The sequence below is a fragment of the Leptolyngbya sp. NK1-12 genome, from assembly GCF_032598965.1.
GTDB lineage: Bacteria > Cyanobacteriota > Cyanobacteriia > Elainellales > Elainellaceae > Elainella.
In genome coordinates, this window is sequence record NZ_CP053586.1 from 4,878,298 (window position 1) to 4,889,841 (window position 11,544).

Annotated in this window: 10 protein-coding genes and 1 other RNA gene; 10 read left to right on the forward strand and 1 reads right to left on the reverse strand. The window is 52.7% G+C overall.

The features are described from left to right. The first annotated feature begins 860 nt into the window (after positions 1–860). Positions 861–2,249 carry a metal-dependent hydrolase family protein gene (locus HJG54_RS20755; RefSeq protein ID WP_316431127.1) on the forward strand — a complete coding sequence of 463 codons (1,389 nt, stop codon included), beginning with the start codon at positions 861–863 and terminating at the stop codon, positions 2,247–2,249. Positions 2,250–2,670: 421 nt separating this feature from the next. Here the strand turns inward: HJG54_RS20755 and HJG54_RS20760 are convergent, their stop codons facing one another. Further along, positions 2,671–2,934: a hypothetical protein gene (locus HJG54_RS20760; RefSeq protein WP_316431128.1), complete on the reverse strand. Its 264-nt coding sequence runs from the start codon at positions 2,932–2,934 to the stop codon at positions 2,671–2,673. 167 nt (positions 2,935–3,101) lie between these two features. Between HJG54_RS20760 and HJG54_RS20765 the strand changes: the two genes are divergently transcribed. The 9 genes from HJG54_RS20765 (at position 3,102) to HJG54_RS20805 (ending at position 11,459) form a co-directional block, all read left to right on the forward strand. Continuing rightward, positions 3,102–4,475, forward strand: coding sequence for a 16S rRNA (cytosine(967)-C(5))-methyltransferase (locus HJG54_RS20765; protein WP_316431129.1), 1,374 nt, complete (start codon positions 3,102–3,104; stop codon positions 4,473–4,475). A gap of 163 nt (positions 4,476–4,638) precedes the next feature. Next, a complete protein-coding gene (locus HJG54_RS20770) occupies positions 4,639–4,917 on the forward strand; it encodes a hypothetical protein (RefSeq protein WP_316431130.1) in 279 nt (92 codons plus the stop codon). A gap of 45 nt (positions 4,918–4,962) precedes the next feature. After that, on the forward strand, positions 4,963–5,910 hold the full coding sequence (accD, locus tag HJG54_RS20775) for an acetyl-CoA carboxylase, carboxyltransferase subunit beta (RefSeq protein ID WP_316431131.1): 948 nt from the start codon (positions 4,963–4,965) through the stop codon (positions 5,908–5,910). Between the two features lie 18 nt (positions 5,911–5,928). Beyond that, on the forward strand, positions 5,929–6,381 hold the full coding sequence (locus HJG54_RS20780) for a nitrate reductase associated protein (RefSeq protein WP_316431132.1): 453 nt from the start codon (positions 5,929–5,931) through the stop codon (positions 6,379–6,381). A 134-nt stretch (positions 6,382–6,515) separates the two neighbouring features. Beyond that, positions 6,516–7,229, forward strand: coding sequence for a hypothetical protein (locus HJG54_RS20785; RefSeq protein WP_316431133.1), 714 nt, complete (start codon positions 6,516–6,518; stop codon positions 7,227–7,229). 30 nt (positions 7,230–7,259) lie between these two features. After that, an RNA gene (gene rnpB, locus HJG54_RS20790) (RNase P RNA component class A) lies at positions 7,260–7,738 on the forward strand. Between the two features lie 244 nt (positions 7,739–7,982). Then, positions 7,983–8,699 carry a ribonuclease III gene (gene rnc, locus HJG54_RS20795; protein ID WP_316431134.1) on the forward strand — a complete coding sequence of 239 codons (717 nt, stop codon included), beginning with the start codon at positions 7,983–7,985 and terminating at the stop codon, positions 8,697–8,699. A gap of 252 nt (positions 8,700–8,951) precedes the next feature. Continuing rightward, positions 8,952–10,091 carry a Gfo/Idh/MocA family protein gene (locus HJG54_RS20800; RefSeq protein ID WP_316431135.1) on the forward strand — a complete coding sequence of 380 codons (1,140 nt, stop codon included), beginning with the start codon at positions 8,952–8,954 and terminating at the stop codon, positions 10,089–10,091. A gap of 300 nt (positions 10,092–10,391) precedes the next feature. Further along, positions 10,392–11,459, forward strand: a complete 1,068-nt coding sequence (locus HJG54_RS20805) for a polysaccharide deacetylase family protein (RefSeq protein ID WP_316431136.1) — start codon at positions 10,392–10,394, stop codon at positions 11,457–11,459. Positions 11,460–11,544: the final 85 nt, after the last annotated feature.

Genomic DNA, 11,544 nt, shown 5'->3' on the forward strand with positions numbered 1-11,544 from the left:
ACAATTAACTTGAATCGAGCCGACTCTTTCTGTCGTCTCCAAGACAATCTTTGAACTTGATTCCTCTTGCTTGATGGTGCGCAAAGTCGGCAAGTTGATGATGCTCATGACAAAAAGGTAGGCTGATACAATTTACTTATTTAGATTATTTAGCCTATTTAGGTTTTCGCTTGATTGGCGATCGTCCATGCAATTAGGCCAAATAGCGTGAAACTCGATATTTGCCTGTATCCGGCTAGCCTAGATTGGCACTTTTCAACCTATGAAAAAGGCAGAGTTTTGGAAATTTTGTCAATCAATTTATCAATCGATTGAGTTCAGTATCTGCCAAGCTGCTCAAGTTGCCACCCAGGTTTTTCAAGGGAGTTGAATCACAAGAACGATATCACAACTTCTATTTATTTCCAAGTAGATATAAAACATATCAGTAATTTTTTATTAAAAAAATTTATGGTTTTTAGCTGTATTACATCACTGCATTATATTCTGGGACTAGAGTTCTGCTTGGCATCTGGTTTGGCATCCGAAATTAGATAGGACCTGAGTTCAGAAAGCAAAATCTTACTCGGTGTGTTTCGCTAGCATGCTCTGGTCAAGCCAGGTAAATGCGGCTAACAGTGAAGCAGAAATTGTTTGTTGTTCATGTCTATTGCTCAATTTAACCGTTGACTTACGCCGAGTTGCAGCATGTCATAAGTCCTTGGTGCGTAACTTGTGCGCACAGGTTACGCACAAGTTGCATACAAGAAAACGACTGGTATTCTGTGCTTAAGTTCAAAGAATTGGATTTCCTTGCTTTTGATTTCTAGGATAGATTCAGCATCAAGCGAATATATTTACTTCTATTTTGGAGAGGTCATATGCGATTTCGTTATCCGGTCATCATCGGAACGTTACTACTAGTAGTGATTGGATTGATGACACAAGTGGGCCTTGCTCAGAATCAGTCTTCTCCCAATCCGCCCAGTCAGGCACCTACTAACACCTTGTTTGAGAATGTGCGAATATTTGACGGCGTCTCTGAGCAACTGTCTGCTCCCTCAAATGTGCTCGTGGTGGGCAACAAAATTCAAACCATTTCTACCGGGTCAATTCCTGCACCCGACGGTGACGTCACCCGCATCAACGGCGAGGGACGGGTGCTGATGCCAGGGCTGATCGATGCCCACATCCACTTATTTATGGAGACTAGCACAGAGGAGGATTTGGTAGCCGCGACTGCGGCACCGGAACGGCTGCTGCAGCAAGCCCAGGAAAATGCCACCGCCATGCTGATGCGGGGGTTTACCAGCGGACGGGATGTGGGGGGGCCGGCCTTTGAACTCAAGCGCTCCATTGACCGCGGAGATGCGGTGGGGCCGCGCATTTGGCCCTCGGGAGCAATGATTTCCCAGACCAGCGGCCACGGCGACTTTCGTCAGTTGAGTGATCTGCCCCGCACGCCTACCTCAAAGCTGAGTTTGGCGGAGCAATTTGGGGTGGGGGCGATCGCCGATGGGGTACCCGAAGTGCTGCGCCGCACCCGCGAGCAGTTGATGCAGGGAGCCAGCCAGATCAAGCTGGCCGCCGGGGGCGGCGTGTCTTCAGCTTTTGACCCCCTCGATGTCAGCCAGTACACCGAAGAGGAACTGAGGGCAGCGGTGGAGGCCGCCGAAGACTGGAACACCTATGTGACGGTTCATGCCTACACCCCCCGCTCCATTCAAAAGGCGATTCGGGCCGGGGTAAAGTGCATCGAGCATGGCCAGCTAATGGATGAAGAGACAGCGCGGATGATCGCTGAAAACGGTGTATGGCTGAGCATGCAGCCGTTCCTGGACGATGAAGACGCTAACCCCAAACCAGAGGGGTCCGAGAGTCGGGCCAAACAGTTGCTGGTGGCCGAAGGCACAGACAGGGCCTACAACCTGGCCAAGCAGTACAACATTAAAACGGCCTGGGGCACTGATACCCTCTTCAGCCCCCAGGGGGCCACTCGCCAGGGGGCAAAACTGGCCAAAATGGTGCGCTGGTATACCCCGGCAGAGGTGCTGCGCATGGCCACCAGCACCAATGCAACGCTGCTGGCGCTGTCGGGGCCGCGCAACCCCTACCCTGGTAAGCTGGGTGTCGTGGAAGAGGGCGCCCTGGCGGATCTGCTGCTAGTCAACGGCAACCCCCTGGAGAACATTCGCCTGATTGAAAATCCAGGCACCAACTTCTTAGTGATTATGAAGGACGGGGTGATTTACCAGAACCTGCTGGGTTGATGGATAGGAGCAGGCGTAGTCGATAACCATCGATTTTGAGGAGGTTAATCCCGTGAGAATGGGGATGTCAACCACTAAAACAGCGGCCACTCTTGCTGCACTCTGCTGCGTTTGAACCTGACGTCAGGTTTGAGCGCAAATGGTTCGGTGTGGCTCCCTAGGAATGTTCATGTGTACCTATGCCAACCTGCACTCTACCGTATTCAGTCTAAATTGGCTCGCATATTCTAATACGGTTAAAGCAGTGCCACTCGCTAAACTCAATGCATGATGGGCGACCGACACCTAAACCGACACCTAAGAATATTGACAAGCTAATGGTCTTACCTAGCTTTTCGTCTTTCAATACTATTTTTCTATGAGGTGCTTTTCGTAGATTGTTTGCCATTGTCTTCCGGTGGAAAATTTGGCATCTTTGGCATCACAGATTGTTGATGGCATACAGTGATGGCATACGGTAAGGTGAAAATTGGATGGACACAATCTCTTCGCCGTTGCCGCAGCCAAAACTTTTGCAGACGATCGGAGCAGGGAACTGGCCCTTTGGATATCCGAATTCGGCGGATTGAAAACCACCTGCAAACCTTCGAACGGGAGCATCTGAACACCCAAGGCATTGCTGAATAAAGCTATGAATCGTGCAGTCAATTGTCATCTTGGCAGCCCCCTTTTCTAGGATGCCCACAGGACTATAATCCCCTTTTCTGGTATGCCCGTTAGGGCTATATGCTGGGGGACTTTGATGGTTTGATTCCCCCCAACGGTGGGAGGCAAAGGGGCCTATCATAGCCGAATTCAGCAACGCCGAAGACAACCTGCTCCCCCCTCACCCCCTCACCCCCTCACCCCTCCATGCCCCCCACCCCCCGCCAACTCGCCTTTCTCGCGCTCCGCTCTGTCCATGCGGGTGCGTTTGCTGACATTGCCCTAGATCGGGTCCTGCAGCAGGCTACCGTGAGTCCAACCGACCGGCGGCTGATTACTGAGTTGGTGTATGGCAGTGTCCGACGCCAGCGCACCCTCGATGCCCTGATTGATCAATTTGCCAAGAAGCCCGTTCAACAACAGCCTGCCGATCTGAGGTTAATTCTGCATCTGGGGCTGTATCAGTTGCACTATTTGGATCAGATTCCGGCGACAGCAGCGGTGGATACCACAGTGGAATTGGCGAAACTGAATGGGTTCAAGGGACTGGCGGGGTTTGTCAACGGGTTGCTGCGGCAGTATCTGCGTCGCTGTGGCGATGCCAATGCTTTAGCGGATTGTTTAACTCTGCCCACGGAGCCAATTCAGCGGCTGGCGGTACAGCACAGTTATCCAGACTGGATTGTGCAGGTCTGGTTCGATCTGTTTGGTAATTCCGAAACCGGACAGGCGGAAGTCGAGCAGCTTTGCCAATGGTTTAATCGTGCACCATTTATTGATTTGCGGATTAACCCGCTGCAAGCATCCCTAGAGCAAGTAAAAGCCGCCATGCAGGCTGCCCAGATTGCCGTCCGGCGGCTGCCCGGTTTACCGCAAGCGCTGCGTTTACCGCAGGGGGTGGGTGCCATCCAGAACCTGCCCGGATTCAGCGAAGGTTGGTGGACCGTGCAGGACAGCAGTGCCCAATTGGTCAGCCATTTGCTCGATCCCCAGCCCGGAGAATTGATCATCGATGCCTGTGCCGCCCCTGGTGGCAAAACTACCCACATCGCCGAACTGATGCAGGATCGGGGTATAGTTTGGGCCTGCGATCGCCATGCTTCGCGGCTGAAAAAACTGAAGGAAACCATAGCACGGCTCCAGCTCGGCTCGATTCACCTCTGCGCTGAAGACAGTCGGCAAATTACCCAGTTCGCCGGACAAGCCGACCGGGTGCTGCTGGATGCTCCCTGCTCTGGCTTGGGCACATTGCACCGCCATGCCGATGCTCGCTGGCGACAAACTCCAGACACGGTTGCGGAACTGGCCCAACTGCAAACCGAATTGCTGAATCAGGCTGCCACCTGGGTGAAACCAGAGGGAATTCTGGTCTATGCCACCTGCACGCTCCACCCTGGCGAAAACGAGGCGATTGTTCAGCAATTTTTGCAGCAGCATCCCAATTGGAGGATTGAACCACCTGCTGCTGACAACCCGGCTGCCCGCTTCGCTCAATCCCAGGGCTGGGTGAAAGTGCTACCCCATCACTACGATATGGACGGCTTTTTTATGGCCCGCCTACGGCAAGTTGAACCTAAATAAGTTGAACCTGAATAAGTTGAACCTAGGCAAGCCAAACCTGGAGATACAGCAACCCTGTAAAACCAGTGATCAGGGGGTTCAGTTCATCGTCACTTCATCATCCTACTTTCCTAGAGGCGGTATGATCGCCTAGGATAGGGTCTGCCTCTGATAAGATCGACTTGTGACTTGGATCACTATCAGAACCACCGATACTCGCTGGGAAGCCGAATGGTTGCAGCAGATGCTAGCAGCCCACGACATTCCAGCCCGAGTAGTTAGCCGAGGCATTGCAGCCCACTTTGGTTGTGGCATCCCGGCTGCCCTGCAAGTTCGTCCTCAAGATCGGTGGACATCCTTGTTGCTGCTCAGCCCGATCGAAGAAAATTTAGAGGAACCCCTGGAGGAATCCTTAGAGGAACCCCTAGACAAACCCAGCGACTACCGTCGCGGCCCGGAGTGAGGCTGAACCCTCTATCCCAACTCTCGAACCCATCTTCCAAACGCTATGTCCCTATTTGACTGGTTTGCCAATCGGCGGAAATCGAGTTCCCTTGCTAAAGAACGGCAAGAGCGAGAAATTGCAGACGGACTGTGGACAAAATGCCCTGAATGCGGCGTCCTCACCTACACCAAGGACCTGCGCGCCAACCAAATGGTCTGTCTGGAGTGTGGGCACCACCTGCGAATTTTTGCCGATGAGCGAGTCGAGCAGTTGATTGATCCCGGTACCTGGAAACCGCTCGATCAGGAGATCTCCCCTACCGATCCGCTCGGATTCCGGGACCGGAAAGCCTACAGCGATCGGCTGCGGGAGACGCAAGACAAAACGGGTTTGATTGATGCGGTGCAGACTGGTCTCGGCCAGCTAGATGGCTTACCCCTTGGCTTGGGCGTGATGGATTTCCGCTTTATGGGCGGCAGTATGGGTTCGGTGGTTGGCGAAAAGCTGACCCGCATGATCGAGCGTTCGACTCGCGAACGGTTGCCGGTGGTTATCGTCTGCGCTTCGGGTGGAGCCAGAATGCAGGAGGGCATGCTGAGCTTGATGCAGATGGCAAAAATTTCGGCAGCCCTGGAGCGGCATCGAGAAGCGAGCCTGCTTTATATTCCCGTACTGACCCATCCCACTACCGGCGGCGTCACGGCCAGCTTTGCTATGCTAGGAGACATTATTTTGGCAGAACCAAAGGCCACAATAGGATTTGCCGGTCGGCGAGTGGTAGAACAAACCCTGCGAGAAAAGCTACCCGACGATTTCCAAACTTCAGAATATCTCCTAGCCCACGGTTTTGTAGACGCAATTGTGCCCCGGCCTCAATTGAAGAAAACCCTGGCTCAGCTGATTCGCATCCATCAGCCCTATGCCCTTACCCCGGCCCAAGCCAACGGCCATTTTGTGCATGTGCCCGATTCTCTAGATTCTATGTCCTTCAAAACGGTCAGCCCTGACTAGGCTTGCGCCATAAGCACCATGACCGACTTTTTTCAGTTCGAGGCAGACTTTGTCGATTCTCTCCGCTGCATTCCCATGCAGGTGCGCTTTAAGCTGGACACGTGCGGCGTGAAGCTGAAGCTACCCCACTGGCATCACCTGAGCCAGGATGAGCGGCAAGAACTCGTGGATATGCCCTGCGCTAGCGAAGCAGAAATTGCTGCTTACCGAATCCGGCTGCGCCAGTTGGTCCAGTCTCACCTGGGGGAACTGCCGGCAGATTTACCAGTCGAACCACACCCAGCCTGGATGGATCCCACCACCGTTCCAGACAGCGTGCAGACCCAGGCCGAATCAGTGGGGCAGACGCTCAGCCAACCGCAATGGGCCAACCTCACCCCGCTCCAGCGCTTTGCCCTGATTAAACTCAGCCGCTCTCAGCACGAAAACAAAAACTTCCTGCCCGCTCTGCAAGAGTTCCATCTGATTTGAACCCCTATCTGACCCCTACCTGAACCTACCTGAAGCAAATCACTGGAACAGATCACTGAACTAAATATTTCTGCTCCGCACCAAATTCCGGATCTAGAATCAAGCAGGACTGACTCGCTGGGTGGCTTCAGGCTATGAACCAGACCGACCTGATTATTTTGGCTGTCTACTTGGTTTTTATCGTGTACGTGCTGCGGCAGGCCTGGAACTCGATTGAGGAGCGGACGGTGATCAAGCATGTCGGTAATAGCTTTGATTACGAGGGACTGAAGGACTTTGTCGATGTCAACTTCAAGTTTGATGGATACTATTCCTTCGACAAGCAACCCAGCAAGCTAGCCACCACCATCGTCAACAAATCCCCAACCGCCACGATCATCGTTGATTGGGAAAAGGGTTCTTTGCGCACCTGGCAAGGTGGCGACCGTCGCTTGATTCGCCTGATTGACGGCATGCAGGAAGGAGACAAAGCCAAAGTACAAGCCTCCAGCACCATTTCTCCGAAACGCAGCTTGAGTGTAACGCTAACCTCCGAAGACCTGCTCACAGTCGATAAGGAAACCAGTGAGCTGAGACCCACTAAGCCCATGGTAGACATCAGAAAACTCCAGGCCGATAAAGATGCCAAACCCAAAGATAAAAAAGACGCCGAACGGATTCAGAAGCTCAGAGACATCTACGCCAACTTCACCTCTAGACGAGAACCCCTGAAATTTTCCATGCGCCTACCGCTGCAAATCACCAACATCATCGAGGGCACCAAAAAAGACATGTGGGGCTTTATAGACTGCAATTTCACCGTTTCCTATATTCCCCGGATTAGTCAAGTACCCTGGAATCCGAAGTGAGCGAAGTGAAAGTAAACTGGAAGCAAGGGAAGAGGAGGCGCAGGCAGTTGCAGACTCTTTGAGTCTGAGGAAAGTCCGGGCTCCCCAAAGACCAGACTTGCTGGGTAACGCCCAGTGCGGGCAACCGTGAGGATAGTGCCACAGAAACATACCGCCGCTTTCTAAAAGTGTTGAGTGTTGAGTTCTAAGGTTTGAATTAATACCTCAACACTCAAAATTCAAAACTCAACACTTGATCAAGCGGTAAGGGTGCAAAGGTGCGGTAAGAGCGCACCAGCAACGTCGAGAGGCGTTGGCTCGGTAAACCCCGGTCGGGAGCAAGGTGGCAGGAGCTAAGGTTGGTCTTTTCCCAGCTCCGGGTAGGGTGGAGGCAACTCCATACCTGCGAAATCCGCTAGAGGTGTCTGGTAACAGGCATCCCAGATAGATAACTGCCCTACTTGTGGCCTGTCGTTGTGAATGGCAGCGGCATGAGTAGAACAGAACCCGGCTTATGTCCGCCTCTTTCCTTTTTAAGCGCTTTGAACGGTGCCGAGCCACTAGTTGGCCCGATGGATTGGCCGATGGATTAGCCGATGGATTGGCCGAGCTTGGTCGAGTTTGGGTCAGTTTTGGCCTAGACCTCGGTTGGCGACATAACTTCCACTTCCGCCGCTGTCGATATATTCTCCTGGCTTTCAGTCTTAGTATGGCCTTAGTATAGGGTTTAGCATTAGCTTCAATATTTCCTGTTGATAGTTCACCTTCTTTCGCATGATTGCCGATCCTCGTCGCCACAAGCAGCTACAGCAATTAGTTCAAAAATTAGGTCTACCGAACCAACTCGCGCTGAAATGGCATCTCCTAGACCTAGCGCTGGTTCATCCAACCGCTTCGACTGAGGCTAACTACGAGCGGTTAGAATTTGTGGGCGACGCCGTGGTAAAGCTGGCCGCCGCAGAATTTTTATTTCAGACCTATCCCGACACTCCAGAAGGTGAACTTTCGGCAATTCGCGGCATTTTGGTGAGCGACCGAGTGCTTGCAGAAATTGCTGACAGCTATGGCATCGAGCGCTACCTGGTGGTCGCCAGCAGTATTACTCATGACAAGATCGGGCGGGAAAGTCGCTTAGCTGCTGCATTTGAAGCACTTTTGGCTGCCCTCTACCTCAGCAGTCACAATCTGAGCTTGATCCATCCCTGGTTGGATACTCACTGGCAGCACTATGCCACCCTGGTTCGCCAGGATCCGACTCTGCAAAACTATAAGGGCGCGCTGCAAGCCTTAACTCAAGCCGCATATCGCACCCTGCCCGAATATCGCGTCACCGAAGTCGGGCAAACCTACGGAGACAGCGAACGCTTTGTGGCAGAAGTTTGGGTGCAGGGCAAAGTGTGGGGCAAAGGCAAAGGCCAATCCAAAAAAGCTGCAGAGCAAGCCGCTGCCCAAGCCGCTTTCCTAACGCTACAAGCCCAGCAGGCAACTTGAATTTTGAACAAATCGAGCATCTGAGGCGAGGTCGGAACAAGGCCGACCCCCGCTAGTTGACCTCACGGATGCTTTCTCATTGTTTTCAAGCTTATTTCAGCATTCTTCCGGAAATATCATCACAAATTTCACGGGAACTCTCTATGGGATACCAATCCGCCAACTTGCTCGATTCGTGGTTCAGGGCTGCGCTGGGCAGTTGGTTAGGCATCGGGTATACCCCTCCTGCTCATCAGCCATTTCCGGGAACCTATGGAAAACACCACGCTCACGCTTCAGACCCAGCCCAGCCAGGCTCCAAAAGCTCCAACCAAAACTCCAACCAACGCTTCAACCAAACCCGCTAGTACCATTGCGCTGACGCTTCAATCGCCGTCTGCTGCTCCCGTCCGGGTTGCTTTGTTTGGGGTTGGACGTTGGGGCAGCCATTGGTTGCGCAAGTTTTTAGATCATCCGCAGGCAGAATTGGCGGCTGTGGTGGATCCCTGCGAGAGTCGGCTAATTACCCTGAATCGGCAATACGAATTAGAGCAGCAGTCGATTACCGTCACAACTGATTGGCAAACAGCTCTGCATCTGCCCAATCTAGACGCGGTTGCTATTGTCACTCCTGCCGCCACCCACTATCCTCTGATTCGGGCAGCCCTGGAACAAGGCCACCATGTGCTGGCTGAAAAACCCCTGACGCTCGATGTAGCCGAATCTCTGGCCCTCTGTCAGCTTGCAGCTCAGCAACAGCGGCAGTTAGTAATTGACCACACCTACTTATTTCACGCGGCAGTCCAGCGGGGTCGAACCGTAATTCAACAAGGAGCGCTGGGAGAATTACGGTATGGCTATGCGGCCCGTACCCACCTCGGCCCTGTCCGCCCAGATGTGGACGCCCTTTGGGATTTGGCCATTCACGATATTGCTATTTTTAATTCCTGGTTGAACGCCACGCCCATCGAGGTTCAAGCTCAAGCCTCTAGCTGGCTCCAGCCCGGTTTGGCCGATCTGGTTTGGGTAAAGTTAACCTATGCCAGCGGATTTCAAGCCTTTATTCATCTCTGCTGGTCCAATCCGGATAAGCAGCGTCGCCTGAGTGTGGTAGGCAGCCAGGGCACACTAGTATTCGACGAAATGGCAGCATCTCCCCTAATGCTGTTGCAAGGCTCGCTGGAGCAACAGGCTGATTGCTTCATTCCGACTGGGCACTATCATCAGGCAATCGAGATTGAGCCGATTGAACCTCTGCAGGCCGTTTGCACCCACTTTCTCACCTGTGTACAGGAAAATCGGGCTTCAGAAATTTCCTCGGGTTGGTTGGGGGCACAGCTAGTACAGATTCTGGCGGCTCTGACCCAATCCTTACAGCAGGGCGGAAAACCCATTGCCCTAAATCCAGTTTGAGAATGTCCATAGGATACAGCAGACCTAATATTTGGCTAGAAATGGCTAGAAATAGGGTAGGCAGGGCTAGAAGGAGCCAGGAATCAGGAGTCAGCGTATTTCGGGAGTCCTAACTGTTCAACCCGTTTCACAGCTCATTTGGGTCTGCTATGGCAGTTTGAAGAGGATTTGACGAATATCGACTGGTATTACGCTGTATGTAGAGAAAATCGTCAAGTTTTATCTACCAAGACGCTATCTCTGGAGGAAGCTGATCTAGAATTCCGCTACGTTAATCGTAAGTGGAGGAAAGCACAACCTGTGACACGCTCCTACCCCAGACCAAGACAAGCGCCGCCAAAACGCCCCTACCCTCTAAGAAAAGCTCTAAAACCGACCTCAGCCTTAAGACAGCAGTCTTCAGGCATCTCTTTGCTCCTCAGCCTTGCAGTACTGCTAGGCAGCGCTGGCATCAGCAGTATCATCACAGGTTTTTTTATCCGCAAAAGTATTTTAGCGAATCCGCCTTTCCCTGAATCAGTAGTTCTGCCTAGTCCCTCGGCTCAACCGCAACCAACGCCTATCGTCAGTCCCTCTGCGACGCCATCGGGGAATTCGCAGGTTGGATTATTGCCGCAACAGCCATATCAGCCGCCGTACCAACAGCCGTACCACCAACAGCCGCAACAGCCGCAACAGCTAGCCCAAGCAAATGCTGCTGCCGAGCAAAAACGCCTGACCTATTCGGTCCCCAAACAGCATCAGGGGACAATCGTGGAATCAGTTGAGCTAAAGATTGCCCGCGATGCAATTGCACTCACGTTTGATGACGGCCCCTGGGATGTCACGACCGATCAGATTTTAGACATCCTGGCGCAAGAAGGCGTCAAGGCTACTTTCTTCTGGGTTGGGCAAGCGGTACAGAACCGGCCTGAGATAGCGCGTCGCGTTGTTCATGCGGGTCATGCAATTGGCAATCACACCTGGCATCACCGCTATGAACCAATGAGTGAAGTTGAGGCTGCCAGCGAGATCGAAATTGCCGCCCAAATTTTTCGGGAAACCACCGGAATTCAGACCATGCTATTTCGGCCACCAGGCGGCTATCTCAACAACGGCTTGGCAGACTATGCTATCAGCCAGGGCCATACGGTAGTGATGTGGTCAGTATCTTCAGCCGATACGGATCCTGGTAACAGTGCCCAGGACTATATCGAAAATGTACTGGCAGATGTGCAGCCGGGAGGCATTGTCCTGCTCCATGACGGCGGCGGCGACCGTTCTAAAACCGTTGCAGCGCTACCCACAATTATTCGCAGCCTCAAAGCGCAGGGCTATCGCTTTGTTACAGTTCCAGAGTTGTTGCAGCTAGAATCGGACGGTTGGTAATCCCAATCAAAATTTACCCAGTGGGCAATCCGACTGCTATTGAGTTTCCTCTGGTGTAGGGATAGTAAAGCCGTGAGCTGCAAGG